This window comes from Microbacterium lemovicicum, from assembly GCF_003991875.1.
Lineage (GTDB): Bacteria > Actinomycetota > Actinomycetes > Actinomycetales > Microbacteriaceae > Microbacterium > Microbacterium lemovicicum.
On the sequence record NZ_CP031423.1, the window covers coordinates 393055 to 415292 of the forward strand.

Sequence of the window (22238 nt, forward strand, 5' to 3'; positions counted from 1 at the left end):
CGGAGGATCGCCCTCGCCCCGCTCACCGGGGCGGGCCATCATGGAGCCATGACGACGACGGCGGGCGAGCTGCACCAGGCCGCCGTCGTCGCGGCGAACCGCGGGGAGTACGGCGCGGCCCGCCGCCTGCTCGATCGCGCGGAGAGACGGGCGGCCGATCCCGATCTCATCGCGCGCATCCTCGGGACCCGCGCGTTCGTCGTGGCGCGGTCGGGCGACGTCGCGCGGGGCGAGGAGATCTGCCTCCAGGCGCTGGCCGTCGAGGGCATCGGGGCAGAGACGTTCGCCGTGCTCGCCGGTCAGATGGGCTCGCTCGCCGAACACGCGGGGCACCTCGGCGACGCCGAGCGATGGCTGACGCGCGGCATCGACGCGCTCGAGGGCGAGTCGAAGGAGCTCGCGAACCTCGTCGTCAACCGCAGCCTGGTGCGCATGCAGCGCCGTCAGCTCGAGGCGGCGTCGCGCGACGCACAGCACGCGACGCGCCTCCTCGGCGCGGTGGGCGACGCCGCGGATGAGGCGCAGGCCGTGCACAACGAGGGCTACATCGCCCTCCTGCGCGGAGAGCTCGTGCGGGCGATGCACCTCATGGCCCGCGCGCGGCCGGCACTCGAGGAGATGTCGCCGGTCGCGGCCGGCATCAGCGATGTCGACCGCGCGGAGGTGCTGCGCGACGCCGGCCTCGTCACGGAGGCGGAGCGGCTGCTGGCCCGGGCGGCCGATCTGTTCGGCGCCCACCGGATGCCGCATGACCGCGCACAGGCGGAGTTCAACCTGGCCCGCTCCCTCCTCACCCACGACGCCACCGCGGCGGGGGAGCGCGCGGCCGCGGCCCGTCGCCGCTTCCGGCGGCAGGGCAACGAGACGTGGGCCCTGCGCGCGGAATCGATCGAGATGCGCGCGGCGTTCCTGTCGGCGCGCCCGGACGGACGCGGCCGGCGGGGCGTGCCCCAGGCGAACGCGGTGGACGCGGTGGCCTCGGCGCTCGATGCCGCCGGCTACCGCAACGATGCGGCCGGGCTCCGACTGTCGGCGGCGCTGTGGCGCGCCCGTTCGGGGGTGCCCGACGCCACACCGGCCCGCAGCGCGCCGACGGCCTCACTCGACGTCCGTCTGCTGGCGCACGAGGTGCGGGCCGCCCGGGCCGCATCGCGCGGGCGCCGCGGCGAGGCGCTCCGTCACGCGGCGTCCGGCTTGGAGGCGCTCGCCGCCTGGAGGCGCGACTTCGGCAGCCTCGACCTGCAGACGTCGACGGCGATGCACGGCACGGGGCTGATGTGGTCGGGTCTCGCCGGCGCGGTCGAGTCCGGCCGCCCCGACGTCGTCTTCGCATGGTCTGAGCGCGCACGCCATTACAGCCTGCAGGTCGTGCCGTTGCGGCCGCCGCCCGACCCTGCGGTGGCCGACGAGCTGGCCGAGCTGCGGATGCTGCGCGGCGATGCGGGGGACGCTCGACTCGGCGCCCGGGTCGCGGAGCTGGAGGCGGCCGCACGCCAGCGGCAGTGGGCCGGGACAGCTTCGTCGGCGGTCGAGGAGCGCGTGTCGCTCGACCAGATGAGCGGCGCGCTCGACGACGACACCGCGTACATCGGCTACGTCCTGACGGAGCACCGCCTCGTCGCGCTGGTCGCGACGCGCGGCGCGGCGACGATCGTCCCGCTCCCCGAGTGGTCCTCCGCCCCGCCCCTTCTCGCGGGGCTCCGCGCCGACGTCGACATGGCAGCGTCCGTGCGGACCGGACCGATGGCGGCCGTCGTGCGCATCGCCCTGGACGACCGGCTGAAGCGGCTCTCCGCCGTCCTCCTCCGCGACCCGCTCCGCGTGGCCGGCCATCGCCGTCTGGTGCTCACGGCACCGGGGGCACTGTCGGGCATGCCCTGGAGCCTGCTCCCCGGCATGCGGGGCCGCACCTTCACGCTGGCCGGGTCGGCATCGCGGTGGCTCCGGCGTCGCGCGCCCATCGAACCGCCCCGCGAGGTCGGTCTGGTGGTCGGACCGCGGGTGGCTCGCGGACAGGAGGAGGTGGATGCCGCGGCATCCACCTGGTCGGCTGCACGCACGCTCTCGGGGCCCGCCGCGACCGTCGACGCCGTCGCCGATCTGGCCTCGACGGTCGATCTGCTCCACATCGCCGCGCACGGCCGCCACGCCGTCGACAACCCGCTCTTCTCCGGACTCGACCTCGCCGACGGCGCCCTCTTCGGGTACGACATCGACCGGATGCCGCGACTGCCCGCCACGGTGGTGCTCTCGGCGTGCGAGGTGGGGCGCTCGTCGGTGCGCTGGGGCGAGGAGGCGGTCGGCATGACGCGGATCTGGCTGCACGCCGGCACCCGCACGGTCATCGCGGCGCCGGTGGTCGTCGCCGACGACGTCGCGTGCGAGCTGCTGGGCGCGATGCACGCCGGGCTCAGCGCCGGCCTGCCACCCGCGGAGGCGCTGGCTGCGGCATCCGCCGACACCGGAATCGTCGCTCCGTTCCAGAGCCACGGCGCGGGCTTCTGACCGGCGAGATCCTCAGCGGGAGGAGTTCGCGGTGCGGCCCCGCACGATGCCGATGAACGTCTCGACCTCGGGGGTCGTGCGCTGCGCCGGCCAGGCGAGCGCCACCGCCGAGACCGGCCCGTCACGGAGGGGACGGTGCGCGACGTCCTTGCGGGCGTGGAGCCGGGCGATCGACATCGGCACGACGAGGATGCCCACGCCGGCCGCGACGGTGGCGACGGCCGCCTCCGTGTCGAGCGGAGCGCCCGGCGCGGCGGCGAGGGTGCCGGGGATGTCGGCGGCGAGCACGTCGTCGACGGGCACGAGCAGCACCTCGCCGACCAGGTCGTCGATGCCGAGATCGTCCGCGACCGTGAGGGCCGAGTCGGCGGCGACGACGACCACCGGGATCTCCTCGTAGAGGGCGATGCGATGCACGTCGTCGGCCTCGAGCGGCAGGCGCACGATCGCGGCGTCGACCGCGTCGCCGCGGAGCGCGTCGAGCTGCGCGTCCACCGTCAGCGGCACGAGCTCGAGCGGTACGTGCGGCACGCGGTCACGCCACAGTGAGATCCACTTCCCCGGCGTGGCACCGGGGACGAACCCGAGTCGGAAGACGGATGCCACGGCCTCCGGCACCGGACGGACGTCCGTGTCGGGCGCAGGCGTGGTCACGCGAGCGGGCCGGGCCTTCGCCGCGCGCTGGGGCGAGCCGCCGGCCGGACCGCGGCGGACCGCAGGCTTCCGGCCGCCCTTGGGGCCGCCGCTCCTGCCGCCGCCTTTCGCCCCGCCGCCTTTCGCCACGGTGTCAGCGTAGCCGGGCGCTAGTGTTCGCTCATGATCGCCATCATCGCCACGGTGTTCGCCGCCCTCGCCGCCCTCCTCCACGTCGCCATCTTCGCGATGGAGAGCGTGCTGTGGACGCGGCCCGCCATCTGGCACCGGTTCGGCGTCGCCGACCAGGCCGACGCGGACACGACGAAGCCGATGGCGTACAACCAGGGCTTCTACAACCTGTTCCTGGCGATCGGCACGTTCATCGGGATCTTCCTGCTGTGGGCCGGTCCCGCCGACGGTGCCGCGGCGATCGCCGGACGCACGCTCCTGCTCTTCTCGCTCGGGTCGATGGTCGCCGCCGCGCTCGTGCTGACGACGTCCGGCGCGAAGTACCTGCGCCCGGCGCTCACCCAGGGCACGCTGCCGCTCATCGGCTTCGTGCTGCTGCTGTTCGTCTGATCGGGGACGGTCGCCCTCGCAGGCTTCATGCTCGGGATGCGGCGACCTGCCGTTTGCCCACATGGGCAGCCAGGGCAGCGCCCATGCGCGTGATCGCCTCGCGCAGAAGGGGGCGGGGCAGCGCGAAGACGAATCGGGTGTGGCCGATCCCCGCCGCGCCGCACGCCGCGCCGTCTGTCATCGCCACCGCGGCGTGGTCGCGGAACCACTCGGCGACATCTCCGTCGAGTTCGTAGGCGCGGAAGTCGATGAGGGCGATGTACGTCCCTTCGGGGAGGGTCATCCTCGCGAGGGGTAGGTGCTCCGCCACGAGCTCGGCGAGTAGTCGGCGGTTGCCGTCCAGGTACTCCACGACGGTGTCCAGCCACCGCCCGCCCGCCGAGTACGCCGCGGTATTGGCCAGCACGCCCAGAGTGGCCGTCCCGTGCCCGGCCCAGAATCCGAACGACTCCCAGGCCTCCGCATCCGCGTCGTTGGACAGGATCACCTGTGCGCACTTGAGTCCCGCCAGGTTCCACGCCTTCGACGCGGATGCCGCCGTGAGCGTGTGGGAGGCCGCGGCGTCCGACACTGATGCATAGGGCACGTGTGCGGCGGGGTGGTAGACCACCGGTGCATGGATCTCGTCTGAGAAGACGCGACCCGTCTTCGCGGCGACGACGTCACAGACGGCGAGCAGCTCGTCGCGAGTGAAGACCGTCCCGAGGGGATTGTGGGGGTTGCAGAGCACGAGGAGACCCCCGCCGGCGTCGAAGGCGCGCCCGATGCCCTCGAGGTCCATGACCATGCGTCCGTCCGACTCGACGCTGGGCACTTCGATGACCTCGCGCCCGAGCATCGGCGGAACCATCAGGAAGGGCATGTAGGCCGGGGTTGGAACGATCACCGCCGACCCGGGCTCGGTGAACCGCTCGATGGCGAGCTCGAACGCTGCGATGACGTCGGGCATATGGTGCACACGTTCAGGTGGCACCGTCCAGCCGTAGTTGTCCGAATACCACCCAGCGGTGGCGGCCGACAGATCCGCGGCGAGCTGCGGAGGAAGGTAGCCCGTGACCCCGCGGTCCACCGCGGACTTCAGAGCGCCGCTGATCGCCGGCGCGAGGCCGAAGTCCATCTCCGCCACGAAGGCGCCGATGGTCTCGGGGAACATCGTCCATTTGACGCTGCCGTTCAGGCGCAGCTCCGCCTCGGTGATGCCGTCGAAGTCGATCTGGGTCACGGGGTTCCTTCCTGGTGGCGCGGGTCGTTGATCGGTGGAGTCACTTCTCGACAGCGGTCGCGGGTTCCCCCGCGCTGGCGAGCTCGTTCAGGTAGTTGTAGATCGTGAATCGACTGACCTCCAGTGATTCGGCGATCATCTCGACCGCCTCGCGAAGCAGGAAGAGACCGCGGGCTTTGAGCTCTGCCACGACCTGAAGCTTGTGCTCCTTCTTCATCTGCCCCACGGGGATGCCGACACCGGTGACTGCCTGATGAATCAGGTAGGACGCGAGTTCGTCCACGTCTTTGACGAACATCTCCTTGGTCTCGGCGACGGCGGGAAGCGCGACCGGGCGATCGCCCTCCTTGACACCCGCCACGGACACCATCACATCGGCGATCTGCTTGATGGCCATCCACGCTGAGATGTCCGTGTTGATGCACAGGGCTGCGACCGGATTTCCCGCGACGTCGCGGATGATCATGGTCGACGAGCGCATCCGTCGTCCGTCGGACAGGACTGTTTCGTATCCCAGATCGTGTTCGGTGAACCCCTGCACCGCCTGCTGCAGCAGAAGATCGGTGGCGGGATCGCCATGCCGTCGTCCGGTGACATCCCCGAACACCGCGACGATGGAGTTCGGAAGCAGGCTCAGGTCGTGGAGAACGACTTCGCTCGACGTCGGCAGTGCCCGGCCGATGGGCTCCACCAGCCGGGCGAACACGGTGATCAGGCGTTCCCCGTCGAGTGTCCGGCGAGGGGCGGCCGCGGCGGTGAACTCGTCGTCGAGTGCACGGCGTACGTCTGGCATGTCGATCTCCTGATCCTGTCGGGGCGTCACGCTCCGACCTTCTCAACATAGCGTTGCACACTCTGTGACGGCTTAGAGAGTGCCGCTCTTCACCAGGTTTGGAGGCTATTGCGCGTCTCTCCATTTATAACCCTGATCAAGCTGGAATAAAGTGGCCGCACAAGAAAGTCTTCGGCACCGCGAGTTCTCTCCACGAGTTGTTGCGTGCTTGTAACGCCTGTGTAAAAGGGTCTTCCGCAGTAGCGGTTCTCGCTGGCGATCGTGCCTATCTTGAACACGTTGTTGAAATTCGACTTGACGACCGCTCATTCTTCCTTCGTCCACTGCATCGACGATCCCACCCGGAGAGAACGCATGAACACAGCCATCACGTCCCAGGTCCCGCCTGCCGGCACCCGCCGTCAGGTGGCGGCGGTCGCCGCGACAGCACTCGCTGCCCTCGTTCTCGCCGGATGCTCGACCTCGTCGGGCGCCTCGACATCGTCGGCGCCGGGAGACCCGTCGGCCGGCGGAGACCTCGTGATCGGTACATATCTCGACCCGACGTGCATCGACAATCAGCAGATCGGGACGAATGCCTCGCTGAGCGTCTCGCGTCAGCTCACCGACTCCCTCACCGAGCAGGACCCTGAGAGCGGCGAGATCACCCCGTGGCTTGCCGAGTCCTGGGAGGTTAACGAGGACAGCTCGAGCTTCACCTTCGTCCTGCGCGACGACGTGACGTTCAGCGACGGGTCTCCCTTCACCGCAGAGGTCGTGAAGGAGAACATCGACGCGATCATCGCGCTGGGGGCGCAGGCTCCGGTGGCGGGACCGTACCTCGCCGGGCTGAAGGCGGTGACCGTCGTGGATGACACCACGGTTCAGATCGACTTCACCCAGCCGAACGCCCAATTCCTCCAGGCGACGTCGAACATAGCGATGGGAATGGTCTCCAGCGCCACGACGCAGTTGACCGCCGACGAGCGGTGCGCCGCTGGCGTCATCGGAAGCGGCCCATTCGTGCTGAAGAGCTATGCCGCCAATGACGCGACGGTGTTGGTCAAGCGCGAGGGGTACGACTGGGCGCCGACATCGGCGACCCACGAAGGCGACGCCTACCTCGACACGATCACCTTCCAGGTGCTCCCCGAGAACAGCGTGCGAACCGGTGCACTGCTGTCGGGTCAGATCGATGCGATGGACAGCGTCCAGCAGCAGGACGAGGCCTCCGTCTCGAGCAACGGCTTCCATCTGTTGACCCGGGCGAACCCCGGCTTCGCCGTCTCGGTCATGTTCAATCTGAAGAGCGAGGCTGCGACCGACCCCGCCGTGCGCCGGGCGATGATGATGGGCGTCAACCGCGAGGACGTCCTGACCGTCCTCGGGCCGACCGGCGCGACGACCCCGGGCGTTCTGACGGACACCACGCCCGGATCCAAGGACTTCTCCGAGTACCTCGCGTACGACCCCGAGGGGGCGTCGGCGCTTCTGGAAGAGGCCGGCTGGGTGGAGAACGCAGACGGCATCCGAGAGAAGGACGGCGTCGCGCTGCAGTTCGATTTCCCCTATTTCTTCGACGGTCCCGTCGTCGAGCTTCTTCAGCAGCAGTATGCGGACATCGGAATCCGGCTCGACATCTCGCAGATCACGACGGCCGACTTCCTGACGGCCCTGCAGTCCGGGCAGTTCGACGCCACAGTGGGCAACTTGACGAGAGCCGATATCGACGTTCTGCGATCGACGCTCACGAGTGCGGGCGCCAATTGGTACGGGATGTCGGACGCAGGCCTGCAGTCGCTTCTCGAGGCGCAGGCCGGGCAGCCCGACCCCGCGGCGCGCGCGGTGACGGCGGACGAGATTCAGACCGCCGTGCTCGAGAACGCCTACGTGGTGCCGCTGCACGCACTCGCCGCCGCATATGCGGTACGTGACGGCGTCAACGACTTCGCCTTCGAAGCATCCACCCGTCTGAATCTGTACGACACCTGGGTCACTCCGTGACCCCTGCGGAGCGCCCTCCGAGGCCGCTTCGCAGATCCGATCGGCACATCAAACGAAAGGAGTTCCCCCGTGGGCAGATACCTCGCATCGCGCGTCGGGCAGGCGGTCGTCGTCGTCTGGGCCGCCTTCACCCTCGCGTTCGTGATCCTCTATGCGATGCCGTCGGATCCAGCGGAGATCATCGCCAGCGGCGGACTGCAGGGTGAGACCGGTTCGGAGGCCGGCGCACAGCAGCTGGAACAGCTGCGCGCCGAGATGGGCCTCGACCAGCCGCTCGTGATCCAGTACGTCACGCGTCTCGTCGCCACGGCGAGCGGCAACTGGGGAGTGTCGTATCAGACGGGGGTACCGGTCACGGAGATGCTGGCGGTCGCGCTGCCCCCCACGATCGCCATCGCCCTGCTGGGACTGGGGATCGCTGTGATCGTCGGGATGGTGCTGGGTTTCGTCGCCACCTTCACGCGCTTCGGCCCTGTCCGTCAGCTCCTGTACTCGCTGCCGTCGATCGGAGCGAGTGTGCCCACATTCTGGTCCGCTCTGCTGCTCATCCAGCTTTTCTCGTTCGGACTCCGGCTGCTTCCGGCTTTCGGCAACGACGGATTCGCCTCGACGATCCTGCCTGCCGTGGCTCTGGCTATCCCGATCTCAGCGATGATCGCGCAGGTTTTCGGCAAGAGCCTGCGCAGTGTCATGGCCGAACCCTTCCTCGACACGGCTCGCGCCAAGGGAGCCTCGCGACTGCGATCGATGATCGGCCACGCCGTGCGTAATGCGCTTCTCCCTGTGCTCACCATCGTCGGCATGATCTTCGGCGCCCTGCTCAGCGGTGCCGTCGTCATCGAGACCGTCTTCGGACGACAGGGCTTCGGTCGGATGACCGTTGAGGCTGTGAACGCCCAGGACATCCCCGTGGTCATGGGCGTGGTCGTCTTCTCGGCACTCGTCTTCGTCGTCGCGACGCTCGTCGTCGACCTGATGTACCCCCTCCTCGATCCGCGCATCCGCCAGGGACTGCGTCCCGCGCGGACGCTTACCGCAAAGGCGGTCTGACATGGCAACGACCCTCCTCCGTCCGGCGGCCGTCCAGCCGTCGCTGAACACCATCGAGCTGAGCGTCCGAGCCGAGGAGCCGACTGCTCTGCGGCGCGCAGCGCGATGGGCGGTCCGCCAGCCGGGTCTCCTCGTCGCGGTGCTCTTGCTGCTGCTCGTGTCCGCCTGGGTGATCGTCCCTCAGCTGTTCACGACGGTCGATCCACTGACCGGCACCGTGGCCGACCGGCTGCTGCCGCCGTCCGCGCAGCACATCTTCGGCACCGACGCCCTCGGGCGAGACATGTACGCGCGTGTGGTCAACGGTGCAGTCCACTCCGTGCAGGCCATCCTCATCGCGGTCGGAGTGGCTCTGGTCGTCGGTTCTCTGCTCGGCCTGGCAGCCGGGTTCTTCGGAAGATGGGTCGACGACGTGCTGATGCGCGTCGTCGACGTGGTGCTCGCCATCCCGAGTCTTCTGCTGTCGATGGCGTTGATCACGATCCTCGGCTACGGGCTCGTCAACGTGGCGATCGCCGTCGGGCTGGCGAGTGTCGCCAACTTCGCCCGCCTCATGCGGGCCGATGTCCTGAAGGTGCGCACCTCGCTGTACGTCGAGGCGGCCCGGGCGGCGGGGTGCCGCTGGTGGACGATCCTCTTCCGTCACGTCCTGCCCAACTCGGCCGGGTCGGTCGTGGCGGTCGCTGCGCTGGAGTTCGGTACCGCAGTGCTCGCCGTCTCCGCGCTCAGCTTCCTCGGCTTCGGCGCACCCGCGCCGACGCCCGAATGGGGTCGACTCGTCTCCGAGGGCCGCGACTTCATCGCGACGGCCTGGTGGATGGTGACCTTCCCCGGACTGATCATCACACTGCTCGTCCTGGCGGCCAACCGCGTCGCCCGAGCTCTCGAGAAGGGCGGTCGTCAGTGACCGGGTCACCGTTGCTCAGCGTTCGTGATCTGCGGATCTCCTACACATCCCGCGGTATCACGCGCGAAGCCGTCCATGGGGTCTCCCTGGACATCGAGCCCGGGGAGGTCGTCGCGATCGTGGGAGAGTCGGGGTCGGGCAAGACCACCGTGGCGCAGTCCCTCATCGGCATGCTCGCGCACAACGGGGCGATCACAGCAGGCTCGATCCGCTTCGACGACCTGGATGTCGCCTCTTTCCGGGATCGCGCGTGGCGGGCTCTGCGGGGTGAGGCCATCGGACTCGTGCCCCAGGACCCGACCGTCTCGCTCAACCCCGTGATGAAGATCGGGCGTCAGGTCGCCGAGCCACTCCGAATTCACCGAGGGCTTTCCGCAGCAGACGCCGCTGAGGCGGCCGTCCGGATCCTGGAAGAGGCGGGTCTGAGCGATCCCGCGCAGCGCGCGGAGCAGTATCCGCATCAGCTCTCCGGTGGCATGCGCCAGAGGGTGCTCATCGGGATGGCTCTGGCCTGCACCCCCCGACTCATCATCGCCGACGAGCCCACCAGCGCGCTCGATGTCACGGTGCAACGACAGATCCTCGATCACATCGACACGATGATCGCTGTCCACCACACGGCGATGCTCCTCATCACCCATGATCTGGCGGTCGCTGCCGACCGTGCTCAGCGCATCATCGTGATGTGCCAGGGGGAGATCGTGGAGGAGGGGCCGTCATCCGAGATCCTGTCTGCGCCGCAGCATCCTTATACGCGCAAGCTGCTGGCCGCGGCGCCGAGTCTCGCGACGCCGTCCGTCAGATCGGCCCCGCCGAGGCTGCCCGAGGAGGGCGCTGACGATCGCGTCGTCCGCGTCGAGCATGTCACCAAGGTGTTCGCGCTGCCCTCCGGAGGATCTCTCACGGCAGTCGACGACGTGTCGCTGTCCATCCGCAGGGGCGAGACGCTGGGACTCGTGGGGGAGTCCGGGTCGGGTAAGTCGACGCTGGCGCGGATCGTGCTTCAGCTGGAGAAGCAGAGTGCGGGGGATGTGTTCATCGACGGGGTGGCCATGAGCGGTCTGCGGTCGGGGGAGCTTCGCTCGCTGCGCCGCCGGATGCAGGTGGTCTATCAGAATCCGTACGCCTCGCTCGACCCGCGCTACACCGTCGCGTCGATCATCGAGGAGCCTCTGCGTGCGTTCCGGGTGGGCACGAAGCGACAGCAGCGCGCACGCACGCTCGAGCTGTTGGATCGTGTGTCCCTCCCTGCTGCCACTGCCGGCAGGCGGGCGGAGGAACTGTCCGGGGGCATGCGTCAGCGCGTCGCCATCGCTCGCGCACTCGCGCTCTCCCCGGAGCTGCTGGTCTGCGATGAGCCCACGAGCGCCCTGGACGTCTCCGTGCAGGCTCAGGTGCTGGAGCTCCTCACGGAGTTGCAGCACGACCTGGGAGTCACCATCCTCTTCATCTCGCACGACCTCGCTGTCGTCCGTCAGCTCTCGCACCGCGTCGCCGTGATGCAGTTCGGCGTCCTGCGGGAGATCGGTGACGTCGAGCAGGTGTTCACCGCTCCGAGTGACCCGTACACCCGCCAGCTGCTCGCAGCCATCCCCGGAAGGAGCGTCCACGCATGAGTGACGCGCAGATCTTCACCGCGGACGCCGTCTGGTGCGGCGTCGCCGGCTCACGGATACCCGACGGTGCCGTTGTCGTCTCGGCGAACGCGATCGCCTGGGTCGGACCCCGCAGCGAGCTTCCGGAGCAGCATCGGAACGCCCCCTCCCAGCACTTCCCCGGGGGCACGCTCCTGCCGGGCCTCGTCGAGTCACACGCTCATCTCTCCTACGACGGGCGGGAGGGGACGAAGGCCCGATCGTTCGCCCGCTCGGCCCCCAACCTCGTCGCCGTGATGATCGCCTCCGCCCGCGAGCTGCTCAGCGTCGGAGTGACGACCGTGCGCGATCTCGGCGCACGCGACAACCTGAGCATCGAGGTGCGGGAAGCCGTCGACGAGGGCCTGGTACGCGGGCCCAGGATCCTCGTCGCGGGTGCTCAGATCACCACTACGGGCGGCCACACCTGGCAGAACCACGGTCGCGCGGACTCCCCGGACGACGTCCGGAAGCTGGTGCGCTCCCACCACAAGTCAGGTGTGGATCTGATCAAGGTGAATGCGACCGGGGGCTTCATGACGGCGAGGAGCATGCCGTGGCGGGCGCAGTTCTCGGACGAGGAGATGACGGCCATCGTCGAAGAGACACATCGCCTCGGCAAGAAGGTCGCCGCGCACGCCCATGGCGTCGAAGGCATCGAGCGGGCGGTCGCTGCCGGCGTCGACACGATCGAGCACTGCACCTTCGTCGCCGAAGGCGGTGTCGTCGCCCCGGATCTAGCGCTCATCGACGAGATCGCCGCGCGCGGCATCCATGTCTGCGCCACGGCCACGTGGAACCTTCCGGCCATGATGCGCCGCAACCCGGACTTCCGTCCGCCGGTGCGGCTCATGCACGAGCGGGGCGTCAAGCTCATCGCCGGAAATGATTCCGGTATCGACGGGGTGCCGCACGCCGACTACGTCGGTGGGCTGGAGACGTCGGTCATCCTCGGTATCCCGATCGAGGACGTCCTGGTGGGCGCGACCTCGCGCGCGGCCGAGGCGCTCGGCCTGACGGGAGGCGTCGGCGAGCTCGCCCCGGGCGCCCCCGCGGATATCATCGCGGTCCGGGGCGACCCGCTGGACGACGTGTCCGCTCTCAGGGATCTCCTCATGGTGATGGCGCGCGGCCGAACCTTCGCCCCGGACGAGGTCCACGTGGACCGGACCGACCCGGAGTACGCCGAGGCGCTCCGTCGTCAGCGCGCGAGTGAAGGAGTGGCAGCGTGAAGCTGTACACCGCCGACCGGCTGCGCACGCACGATGCACTCGGCACCATCGACGCGGGCGGCATCGTCGTCGACGACGAAGGGCTGATCTCGTGGGTGGGCCCTGCGGCCGACCTGCCGGTCGCCTATTCCGACCTGGCCTCGCATCACCTCGCCGGCACACTCATGCCGGGTCTGATCGACACGCACGTCCATCTGGGATTCGACGGTGGTCCGGCGCCGGTCGCCCGCATGATGGCGGAGTCGGATGCCGACCAGCTCGTCCTGATGCTCCACAGCGCCCGTGAACTGCTCAGCGCCGGAGTCACGACGGCCCGCGACCTGGGCGCCCGCGGCTACCTGGACGTCGTGGTGCGGGACGCCATCGCCCGGGGGGACGCCCGGGGGCCGCGCATCATCGCCTCGGGCTCCCCGCTGACGCCGACTGGCGGGCACTGCTGGTTCATGGGCGGAGAAGCCGACGGCGGCTTCGAGCTGCGCACGGCCGTGCGCAGGCACCACGAGCACGGCGTGGACTCGATCAAGATCATGTCCACCGGGGGATTCATGACGAAGGGCAGCGCGCCCTGGTTCGCCCAGTACTCCGAGAAGGAGCTCGCCCTCGCGGTGAGCGATGCGCACCGCCTCGGCAAGAAAGCCGTCGCTCACGCGCACGGCATCGAAGGCATCCGGCACGCCGTGCGCGGCGGCATCGACGCGCTGGAGCACTGCTCCTTCGTGACAGCGGACGGTTCGTTCGGATTCGACGCCGGGCTCGCCGACGAGATCGCTGCAGCGGGCGTATACGTCTCCTTCACACTCAACGTGCTCGCGTGGAGGATGATCAACCAGGGCTCGGGCGGCTTCGTGGATCATTTCGCCATGGTGGTGCGTGAGCTTCGCGCGCGAGGTGTGCGCATCGTGACGGGTACGGACGCCGGAATCGACAACGCTCCCCACTACGCCTACGCCGCGGGGCTCGAGGTCCTCGAAGCGGTGGGGATCCCCCGCGGAGAGGTCCTGCACGCGGCGACGGCGATCGCTGCTGAATCCATGGGCATAGAGGACGAGGTGGGCCGTCTGCGGGAGGGCATGTCGGCGGACATCATCGGAGTCACCGGCGACCCGGAGAAGGACCTGACCTGCCTGCGCAGCCCCGCCCTCGTCGTCGCCCGGGGAGCCGAGTTCTCCGCCGACAGCTACGCCGACTTCTCCGACATGCCCGAGCCGGAGTCGGCCACCGCCGGCTTCCCGCACGATCACTGACCGCGATCGTCTACCACGACCACAGAACGGAATCCCCAACGATGACCGAGCACAACCACCCGGCCCCTCTCGGCCCGCTAGCAGGAACGATGGGCGAGGCCTTCGCTGCCTTCGACGATGCCGTCTTCAACGGCCCGGGAGAGATCCCGCGCAAGTACCGGGAGATCATCGCCCTTGCTGTGGCCCTCACGACCCAGTGCGATGCCTGCCTGAAGGGGCATGCGCGCGCAGCCGTCGTCCACGGTGCGACCGAGGAAGAGCTCGCGGAGACGACCTACATCACCGCCGCGCTGCGCGCGGGAGGTGGCATCGTTCACGGGATGAAGGCGCTTGCCGCCACGCAGCGGACCGCTGCCGGCTGAATTCCCCCTGCTGTCGAGGCTTCAGGTCGTGCGCGCGCCCGAGCGGCCGGAGACCTCGCGCGAGAAGCCGGACCGGCCGGAAACGACGAACACGACCGCCCGAGGGCGATCGTGTTCCGGGAAGCCGCCGCAGCGGCGGGCTCACGCGGCCAGGCGCAGGCCCTTGCGGTCGGTTGCGACGCGCTCGTTGTCGGCGATGGTCTCGTCGTCTCCGATCAGCGAGCCCACGGCGATCCGCGCACCCATGCCGACCTGCGTACGCACTCCGATCTTCGCGCCGGCGCCGATCGCCGCGCCCGAGCAGATGTGCGCGTGCGGTGCGATGTCGGCGTTCTGGCCGATGACGGCATCCGACTCGACCCAGACGCCGCGGCCGACGTGTGCACCGGCGGCGATGAGCACGCCGGGTTCGACGTATGCCCCTGATTCGACGATCGCGCTCGGGTGCACCTTGGCGCCGTGCGCGATCAGTCCACGACCGTTGATGTGCTTGCGATAGCGAAGCATCTCGCCGCGGTCGTTCTCGATGTCGATGTAGTTCTTGCCCACGATCCCCTCCGTCAGGTGTCCTTGCACCCGCAATGGAGAAAACCAAGCGGTGTGGCGGAACATTCCCGTGCATCGACTATTCGACGCCGTGGGCCCAGAGGATTGCGCGGGGTTGACGGATCGCCTCAGGTCTGGCAGACGGGGCACCAGAAGACGTTCCGCTCGCTCGTCGGACCGGCTCCGAGCGATCCTGTGCGCACGATCGTCCCGCACCGCCGGCAGGCTTTGCCATCGCGTCCGTAGACCCACGTGCTGCGCCCGGGGCGGGCGTCGCCGGTGAAGGTGCGACCGCGTCGGCCGACGTTGGCGCGGATCATCCGCGCTCCGAGATCCATCACCGCCGCGGCATCCGTCTCCGTCGCCGGCGTCGTCGGCAGGATGCCGCGGACGAAGAGGATCTCGTTCACGAACTCGTTGCCGAACCCCGCGACGTTGCGCTGGTCCAGCAGCGCGACGTGGACGGCTCTCGCATCGGCGCTGAGTCGGCGGGCGGCCTCGGCCGGGTCCCAGTCCTCCGCGAGCGGATCGGGGCCGAGGTGGCCGACGATGCGGTCCTCCTCGCTCGTGGGCAGCACCTCGACCATCGCGAGGTCGAACCCGACCGTGTCGACGTCGGAGGTGCCCACGATGGCGCGGGCCTTGAACGACGGCGCCCGCCAGCTGCTGCCGCGGCGGTAGACGTGCCAGGCGCCCTCCATCTTCAGGTGGGAGTGCAGGGTGTAGCCGCCGATGCGCTCGAGGAGGTGCTTGCCGCGCGGCACGACCTCGTGAATCGTCTCGCCGCGGAGGTCGGCGGTGGCGCTGCCCGGAACGCGGATGTCGAAGCGCTCGACGACCTTGCCCGCCAGCGCCTCGTTCAGGCGCTGGGCGGTGCGGAAGACGGTGTCGCCCTCGGGCATGCTCGCTCCTCCCGCTCAGGCCCGAGACGGCGCAGCGGCCGCCGCTGCCGCAGCCGTCTGGCGGCGGAGCGTGAGCCCTCGGGGCGACTCCACGAAGCCCGCGTCGCGCAGCGCCCGGCCCGACGGCGTGCCGTAGACGAACGCACCGTTCACCTGCTCGATGGTCAGGGTGTCGAGCCGGCGCGCGCGGGCCGTGCCGGCGAGGTCGCGGGCGGCCGCGGCGAGACGCTGCTCGTCGTCGGTGAAGACGAGTGCGGACTTCCCGCCGCGCTCGAGGTACAGCGTGAGCTCGCCGTCGATGAGCACGACCAGCCCGCCCGCCTTGCGCCCGGGTCGGTGGGTGACGCCCGCCAACGCCGGCCACGAAAGTGCCGCGCCGTAGGGGTTGGCGGGGTCGGTGGCGGCCATCGTCACGGCGCGCATCGGCGCCGGGTCAGGGAGCGCGGCGAACTCCCGGAGCCGGTCGACCGTGGTGGACGCGGCGAACTGCGCAGCGCCGAGCTTCTCGATGACATAGCCCCGGCGGCAGTGGCCGGCCTGCTCGAATCCGGCGAGCACGCGGTACGCCTGCGCGAAGCCGCCCGGCAGACCCTCCGACTGCACCGAGCCCCGCGTCACGACGCCGTAGCGGTCGAGCAGCAGGCTCGCCGACGCGGTGGCGCGCACGGTCGGGTCGGGCTCCACCTCGGGCAGCACCGACCACCGTCCGCCGATCGCGGGCGGGCGCGGCGGGGTCGTGCCGGTGGGACGGGAGAGCGTCGTGCCGCGGTACAGCCGCGCACGCGGAGCCTTCCGGGCCACGCGATGCGTCTGCGCGCCGCCGCCGAGCAGCGTCCGGATCGGCGCGAACGTGTCGTTGGTCACGCGGCCCGCCCACGTGAGGTTCCACAGGGCCTCTACGACCGACTGCTCGTTCGCGGCATCCGTCAGCTGGCGCAGCTGCGCGGCGAAGTACGCGCCGCCCCCGGCCAGCGACTGCAGCACGCGCTCCTCCAGGGAGTCGGCGTCGATCTCATCGTCGGGCACGACGAGGGTGAGGGATGCCGCATCCGCCGGGTGCAGGGCGATCCACCCGTCACGGCCGGGGAGGGAGCCGTGGCCGGACCAGACGACCTCACCGGTGGCGGTGAGCTCGTCGAGCATGGTCGGCGAGTAGTCGGCGACGCGGGACGGGAGGATCAGCGACTCCCAGGCGCTCGCCGGGATGGGCACGCCGGCGAGCTGCTCGATGACCGCCGCCACCCCGTCGACGCCCTCCAGGCGCCGCGTGACGTGCTGCCAGACCGGCAGGAAGCGCGCGAAGGCCTCGGGCGGCACGGGCTCGACGCTGCCGCGGATCGCGGCGAGCGATCGCATGCGCAGCCGCCGCAGCACCTCGGCGTCGCACCACTCCTGATCGTCGGCGGAGCGCGTCGCCGACCCCGTGTGCGGCTCGGGGAGGAAGTACCCGCTCGTGACGCGGCCCTTCCCCTCGAGGCGCTGCAGGGCCTGGCGGGCGACGGCGACACCCATGCCGAAGCGCGACGCCACGGCGTCGGCCGTGAAGGGCCCGTGCGTGCGCGCGTGGCGCGCGACGAGGTCCGTGAGCGGGTCGGGCAGGGGCTCGAGGAACGCGTTCGGGATGCCGACGGGCAGCGCGACCCCGAGTGCGTCGCGCAGGCGGCCGGCGTCCTCGATGGCGGCGACGCGGTCGACGCCGGCGATCGTGACGCGGATGGCGCGTCGCGCCTCGACGAGGGCGTCGAGGTGGGCGGCCGCGGTCGCGACGTCCGCCGTACCGGGGTCGGGCCGCCGGGCCGGCTCCTCGGTCGAGCCGTCGTCGGCGGGATCGAGGGCGCGCACATCGTCGGGCGAGACGGTCGCGTCGGCGTCCCCGAGGGCCGGCGCGGAGGCGGTCGCCGCCGGGGCCGCGTGCAGCGGGGCGGCCGGGTCGCTCGGCGTGGCGCCGTCGGGTTCGAGGCGCTGCGCCACCTCGGCAGCATCGAGCGGGCCGAGCACGCGGAGGAGGTCGGCGACGCCCTCGAGGCCGCGGGCGCGGCGGTCGGGGTCGAGGCGCTGCACCTCGCGCTCGTACTGCGCGATGATGTCGGGGTCGAGCAGCTCGCGCATCTCGACCTTGCCCAGCAGCTCGCTCAGCAGCGCCGGGTCGACCGACAGCGCCGCGGCCCGGCGCTCGGCCAGCGGCGAGTCGCCCTCGTACATGAAGGCGCCGACGTAGCCGAACAGCAGGTCGCGGGCGAAGGGCGACGGCTGAGTGGTCGTGGTCTCGATGAGCCGGATGCGGCGCTCGCCGATGCCGCGGGCGATGCGCAGGAGGGCGGGCAGGTCGTAGACGTCCTGCAGCACCTCGCGGAGCGTCTCGAGGATGATCGGGAACGTGGGATGGCGCTTGGCCACCTCCAGAAGCGCCGCCGAGCGCTGGCGCTGCTGCCACAGCGGGCTGCGGCGGTTGGGGTTCATGCGCGGCATGAGCAGCGCACGCGCCGCGCACTCGCGGAAGCGCGATGCGAACAGCGCGGAGCCGCCGACCTCGTCGGTGACGATCTGCTCGAGCTCGTCGGGATCGAAGACGAAAAGCTCCGCGCCTGGCGGCTCGGCCGTGGCATCCGGCACCCTCGCGATGATCCCGTCGTCGCTGGCCACGGCGGAGCCCTCGACCCCGAGACGCTCCCGGATCCGTGCGTTCACCGCCAGCGCCCACGGCGAATGCACCTGCATGCCGTACGGGGAATGCAGGATGATGCGCCAGTCGCCGACCTCGTCGCGACCCACCTCGACGGTCAGGTTCTTGTCGGTGGGGAGGGTGCCCGTGGCCTCCTTCTGCTCGTCGAGGTACGCCAGCAGATTGCCGACCGCGTTCTCGTCGAGCCCCGACTCCTGCAGCCGCGCGACCGCCTTCTCGCGCGGGGCCGACAGCAGGTCGCGCGAGAACTTGCCGAGCGCCTCGCCGAGCTCCGCGGGACGGCCCAGTCCGTCGCCGTGCCAGAACGGCAGCTTGCCGGGCTGGCCGTAGGCGGGGAGCACGTTGACGCGGTCGTGCGTGATCTCGACGATGCGCCAGCTCGTTGTGCCGAGTGTGAAGACGTCGTTGACGCGCGACTCGTAGACCATCTCCTCGTCGAGCTCGCCGACGCGCGCGTTCTGCGACTCGCCGGCGATGAACACGCCGAACAGGCCGCGGTCGGGAATGGTGCCGCCGCTCGTGACGGCGATGCGCTGCGCGCCGGGGCGGCCGGTGAGCGTGCCCTGATCGCGATCCCAGACCAGACGCGGCCGCAGCTCGGCGAACTCGTCGGACGGGTAGCGGCCGGCCAGCAGATCGAGCGTCGCCTCGTAGGCGGAGCGCGGGAGGCTCCGGAACGGCGCCGAGCGCTTCACCGTCTCGTACCAGCCCTCGACGTCGATCGACCCGAGAGCGCAGGCCGCGACGGTCTGCTGGGCGAGGATGTCGAGCGGGTTCTGCGGTACCGAGATGGCCTCGATCTGCCCGGCCAGCATCCGCTCGGTGACGATCGCGGTGTGCAGCACGTCGCCGCGGTGCTTCGGGAAGAGCGCCGCCCGGCTGACCTCGCCGACCTGGTGGCCGGCGCGGCCGACCCGCTGCAGGCCGGAGGCCGCGCTCGGAGGCGACTCGACCTGGATGACGAGGTCGACGGCGCCCATGTCGATGCCGAGCTCGAGGCTGGAGGTCGCGACCACGCAGCGCAGGAGGCCGGCCTTCAGCTCCTCCTCCACGAGGGCCCGCTGCTCCTTCGAGACCGACCCGTGGTGGGCCTTGGCCAGCACGGGCTCCGCCCCGGCGCTGGAGCCCGTCTGGGCCATCATGGCTGCCGGCACGGTCGCGTCGGGCGCTTCGAGCCCGAGGCGGTCGGCGTAGATCTCGTTCAGGCGACCGGTGAGGCGCTCGGCCAGCCTGCGCGAGTTCGAGAAGACGATCGTCGAGCGGTGCGCGAGGATGCGGTCGACGATCGCCTCCTCGACGTGCGGCCAGACGGACCCCGTGACCTCGGTGTTCTCGGAGCGGATGCGGGAGTCGCCGCCGAACCAGTCGCCGTCGCCGTCGTCCGCCGTCGACGCGGGGGCGGCGGGCGGAGCGGCCTGTCCGGGTGCCGGGGGCGGGTTGAGCATGTCGTCGACGGGCACGACGACCTGCAGGTCGAACGCCTTCGTCGCCTTAGGCGCCACGATCTCGACGGGAGCGGAGCCCCCGAGGAACCGTGCCACCTCGTCGATCGGCCGCACCGTGGCGGACAGGCCGATGCGCTGGGCGGGCGCGGTGCTCGGACCCAGCTGGGCGCGCAGGTCGTCGAGGCGCTCCAGACTCACCGCGAGATGCGCGCCCCGCTTGGTGGCCGCGACGGCGTGCACCTCGTCGATGATCACCGTGTGCACGCCCGCGAGCGTCTCGCCCGCCGCGCTGGTGAGCATGAGGTAGAGCGACTCGGGCGTCGTGATGAGGATGTCGGGTGGATCGGCCACGAGCTTGCGGCGGTCGGACGACGTGGTGTCGCCGGAGCGCACGCCCACCGTCACCTGCGGGACGGGGATGCCGAGGCGGCGGGCGGACTGCCCGATCCCCACCAGCGGTGAGCGGAGGTTGCGCTCGACGTCGACGCCGAGGGCCTTGAGCGGAGAGATGTAGAGGATGCGCGTGGCCGGCGGAGGGGGCGGCGGCTTGGGCGCACCGCGTGCGCGACGCACGGGAGCGGCGGCCGCGGCATCCGTCGTCGGCTCCTTCTCGCGGAAGACCCGGTCGATCGCCCAGAGGAACGCCGACAGCGTCTTGCCCGAGCCGGTGGGGGCGACCACGAGCGCATGCTTGCCCGAGGAGATGGCCGTCCAGGCACCTTCCTGTGCCGTCGTGGGCGCACGGAACGCGCCGCGGAACCAGTCCGCCGTCGCCGGTCCGAAACGCTCGAGCACGTCGGTCATCCCTCTATCTTGGTCGTCTCCTCCGACATCGGGGCGGTGGGAGGAGAACGCCCGTCGCGAGGTCACGCGGCCTGCTCCGTCAGCGAGCCGTCCGGGTCCAGGCGGAGCCGGAGGTCGAGGCCGAGGCGGGTCAGGAACACGTCGTCATGGCTGACGACGACCACGGCGCCCCGGTACGCCTCGAGCGCCTCGACGAGCCGGTCGACCGTGTCGAGGTCGAGGCTGTTCGTCGGCTCGTCGAGCACCAGCAGCTGCGGCGGCGGATCGGCCAGCAGCAGCCGGGCCAGGGCGACGCGGAACCTCTCGCCGCCGGAGAGGGTCGAGACCGTCCGGTCGACGACGTCGCCGCGCAGGAGGAACCGCGCGAGACGGTTGCGCACGTCGCCGGCGGGCACCTCGGGCGCCGCGGCGCGGACGTTCTCGAGCACGGACGCGCCGTCGTCGAGCCCGTCCATCCGCTGCGGCAGGTAGCCGACCCGGTCGGTGTGCAGCGTCGTGCCCGACGCGTTCCGCCCCGCCACCAGATGCTCGAGCAGCGTCGTCTTGCCCGCACCGTTCGGCCCCGTCAGCGCCACCCGCTCGGGTCCCTGCACGACCCACTCCCGTGTGCCGTCGCCGATCGCGGCGAGGCGGCGGCCCGCCGCCACATCCGGGTCGGGCAGATCGATGCGGATGCGCGCGTCGTCGCGCACCCGCCGCTCGGCCACGTCGAGAGCGCGCTGCGCCGCCGCCTCGCGGTCGGCCTTCTCGCCGCGCAGTCGGCCCGCCGACACCTGGGCGGCCCCGCGACGCGCGTTCATCACGATGCGCGGCTCCCGCTTCTCGGCGTACGCCGTGCTGCCCATCTGCCGGCGGCGGGCCAGCGTCGTCTCGGCCTCGATGCGCTCGCGCTTCTCGCGCCGCAACACCTGCCGTGCGGCCTTCTCCGCCTGTCGCGCCGCCGCCTGCTCGCCGTCCATCCACGCCCGCCACGCGCTGTACGGCCCGCCGAACACGCTCACGGTGCTCTCGTGCAGCTCGGCCGTGGCGTCCATGACGTCCAGGAGGGCGACGTCGTGGCTGACGACCACGAGCGCGCCGCGCCATCCGCCGACCATCGTCGCGAGCCGCGCCCGGGCGTCGCCGTCGAGATTGTTGGTCGGCTCGTCCAGCAGCGTGATGGGCGCGGCGCGCAGGCGGATGCCGGCCAGCGCCACGAGCACCGCCTCGCCGCCCGAGAGCGAGCCGACGGGACGGTCCAGGGCGTCGGGCGGGAGCCCGGCGTCCACGAGGGCGGACGCGGCGCGCGCCTCGACGTCCCACTGCGTGCCGATGACGTCGAAGTGTCCGGCGTCGACGTCGCCGGACTCCACGGCGCGCACGGCGCGGAGCACCTCCTCCATGCCGAGCAGCGCGGCGACGGACCGCCCGACGTCGAGGGTCAGATGCTGCGGCAGCACGGCGACGTCGCCGGACGCGACGACCGTGCCCGACGTGGGCTGCAGCTCGCCGGCGATGAGGCGCAGCAGCGTGGTCTTGCCCGAGCCGTTGCGGCCGATGAGGCCCGTCCGCCCGCCGCCGAGCGCGCCCGACACCCCGGTCAGGGCGGCGGAGCCGTCGGGCCATCGGTACGAGAGCCGGTCGAAGACGATGGAGGGGTGGTGGGAGGAATGTGACATGCGTGCTCCGAGTCGTGCGGGCACTGACGACATCGGGGCGGCTCACCGGCGCG

The 22238-nt window shown here is 70.8% G+C and carries 16 protein-coding genes; 9 read left to right on the forward strand and 7 right to left on the reverse strand.

Annotation, left to right across the window (positions count from 1 at the left end; all coding sequences use genetic code 11):
• Positions 1–48: 48 nt before the first annotated feature.
• Complete coding sequence (locus CVS47_RS01855; protein ID WP_127094562.1) at positions 49–2505, forward strand: CHAT domain-containing protein; 2457 nt, start codon at positions 49–51, stop codon at positions 2503–2505.
• Positions 2506–2517: 12 nt separating this feature from the next.
• On the opposite strand, the gene CVS47_RS16835 is transcribed toward CVS47_RS01855, so the two are convergent.
• Entirely contained in the window at positions 2518–3288 is a 771-nt protein-coding gene (locus CVS47_RS16835) for a LysR substrate-binding domain-containing protein (protein ID WP_206502715.1), read from the reverse strand.
• Between the two features lie 33 nt (positions 3289–3321).
• Between CVS47_RS16835 and CVS47_RS16840 the strand changes: the two genes are divergently transcribed.
• Entirely contained in the window at positions 3322–3720 is a 399-nt protein-coding gene (locus CVS47_RS16840) for a DUF1304 domain-containing protein (protein ID WP_378791307.1), read from the forward strand.
• Positions 3721–3745: 25 nt separating this feature from the next.
• On the opposite strand, the gene CVS47_RS01865 is transcribed toward CVS47_RS16840, so the two are convergent.
• A complete protein-coding gene (locus CVS47_RS01865; RefSeq protein WP_241240239.1) occupies positions 3746–4942 on the reverse strand; it encodes a MalY/PatB family protein in 1197 nt (398 codons plus the stop codon).
• Positions 4943–4982: 40 nt separating this feature from the next.
• Entirely contained in the window at positions 4983–5735 is a 753-nt protein-coding gene (locus tag CVS47_RS01870; protein WP_127094564.1) for a helix-turn-helix transcriptional regulator, read from the reverse strand.
• Positions 5736–6005: 270 nt separating this feature from the next.
• Between CVS47_RS01870 and CVS47_RS01875 the strand changes: the two genes are divergently transcribed.
• From CVS47_RS01875 to CVS47_RS01905, 7 genes are all read left to right on the forward strand, one after another.
• On the forward strand, positions 6006–7718 hold the full coding sequence (locus CVS47_RS01875; protein ID WP_127094565.1) for an ABC transporter substrate-binding protein: 1713 nt from the start codon (positions 6006–6008) through the stop codon (positions 7716–7718).
• Positions 7719–7787: 69 nt separating this feature from the next.
• Positions 7788–8768: an ABC transporter permease gene (locus CVS47_RS01880; protein WP_127094566.1), complete on the forward strand. Its 981-nt coding sequence runs from the start codon at positions 7788–7790 to the stop codon at positions 8766–8768.
• A 1-nt stretch (position 8769) separates the two neighbouring features.
• Positions 8770–9675 (forward strand): ABC transporter permease, encoded by a 906-nt coding sequence (locus CVS47_RS01885; protein WP_127094567.1) that lies wholly within the window; start codon positions 8770–8772, stop codon positions 9673–9675.
• An 11-nt stretch (positions 9676–9686) separates the two neighbouring features.
• Positions 9687–11291, forward strand: a complete 1605-nt coding sequence (locus tag CVS47_RS01890; protein ID WP_206502717.1) for a dipeptide ABC transporter ATP-binding protein — start codon at positions 9687–9689, stop codon at positions 11289–11291.
• Positions 11288–12541, forward strand: a complete 1254-nt coding sequence (locus CVS47_RS01895; RefSeq protein WP_127094569.1) for a metal-dependent hydrolase family protein — start codon at positions 11288–11290, stop codon at positions 12539–12541. Before CVS47_RS01890 ends, CVS47_RS01895 begins: the two co-directional genes overlap by 4 nt.
• Positions 12538–13785 (forward strand): metal-dependent hydrolase family protein, encoded by a 1248-nt coding sequence (locus tag CVS47_RS01900; protein WP_127094570.1) that lies wholly within the window; start codon positions 12538–12540, stop codon positions 13783–13785. Before CVS47_RS01895 ends, CVS47_RS01900 begins: the two co-directional genes overlap by 4 nt.
• A gap of 89 nt (positions 13786–13874) precedes the next feature.
• On the forward strand, positions 13875–14147 hold the full coding sequence (locus CVS47_RS01905) for a carboxymuconolactone decarboxylase family protein (RefSeq protein WP_127094571.1): 273 nt from the start codon (positions 13875–13877) through the stop codon (positions 14145–14147).
• A gap of 141 nt (positions 14148–14288) precedes the next feature.
• Here CVS47_RS01905 and CVS47_RS01910 read toward each other — a convergent pair whose 3' ends face one another.
• The 4 genes from CVS47_RS01910 to CVS47_RS01925 all read right to left on the reverse strand — a co-directional run bounded on the left by CVS47_RS01910 (position 14289) and on the right by CVS47_RS01925 (position 22185).
• Entirely contained in the window at positions 14289–14696 is a 408-nt protein-coding gene (locus CVS47_RS01910; RefSeq protein ID WP_127097141.1) for an LbetaH domain-containing protein, read from the reverse strand.
• Between the two features lie 125 nt (positions 14697–14821).
• Complete coding sequence (locus CVS47_RS01915; RefSeq protein WP_127094572.1) at positions 14822–15595, reverse strand: DNA-formamidopyrimidine glycosylase family protein; 774 nt, start codon at positions 15593–15595, stop codon at positions 14822–14824.
• A gap of 15 nt (positions 15596–15610) precedes the next feature.
• Positions 15611–20527, reverse strand: coding sequence for an Lhr family ATP-dependent helicase (locus tag CVS47_RS01920; protein ID WP_127094573.1), 4917 nt, complete (start codon positions 20525–20527; stop codon positions 15611–15613).
• Positions 20528–20589: 62 nt separating this feature from the next.
• The gene (locus CVS47_RS01925) at positions 20590–22185 is read right to left on the reverse strand and encodes an ABC-F family ATP-binding cassette domain-containing protein (RefSeq protein ID WP_127094574.1); all 1596 of its coding nucleotides are present in this window, start codon (positions 22183–22185) and stop codon (positions 20590–20592) included.
• Between the last annotated feature and the right edge of the window lie 53 nt (positions 22186–22238).